Genomic DNA, 598 nt, shown 5'->3' on the forward strand with positions numbered 1-598 from the left:
CTGCTGAGATTTGCTTCGCAAATACTATCTCCAACCTTTAACAGTCCACTGGACTGTTAAACCCAATCAACCACTGCGCTGAGATGTTGACGCGAACTCTGAGTAGTGGTGCTGGGCTTTTTTCCCAGCCTCAACAAAAGTTACGCCAAGTCCAGAACATCCAAAGAAAGCAGACGCCGAAACGATTTTAGCGTCAAAAAATAAAATCTTTGTACAAGGAAAAATCAAGTAAGCGATTTCTTGAACAAAATGCCTATAAGCAAACCCGTCTTATATATCAAGATGAAGCAGGGTTTGGTCGGATTAGTAAACTGGGGCATGTTGGAGTCCTAAAAACTACCGTCCGAATATCTCAAGCCATCATATCCGAGAATTTCGTTACTGCTATGGTGCGGCAGATGCACACACAGGGGAATCTTTCTTCATAATAGCTGGTGGTTGTAATACCGCTTGGATGAATGAATTTTTACATCAATTATCAAAAGCTTATCCCGATGATTACATCGTTTTAGTCATGGACAATGCCATTTGGCATAAATCTCAGGCACTTGAAATTCCTGATAATATTGAATTTGCGTTCATACCACCATATACCCCT

Annotated in this window: 1 pseudogene; it reads left to right on the forward strand. The window is 41.0% G+C overall.

From position 1 onward, the window contains the following. Window positions 1–136: 136 nt before the first annotated feature. Window positions 137–598: pseudogene (locus tag F9856_RS12065) on the forward strand (IS630 family transposase); the annotation flags it as partial.

Origin of the sequence: Streptococcus suis (genome assembly GCF_016743335.1) — a bacterium.
In the GTDB taxonomy this organism is placed as follows: Bacteria; Bacillota; Bacilli; order Lactobacillales; family Streptococcaceae; genus Streptococcus; species Streptococcus suis_Y.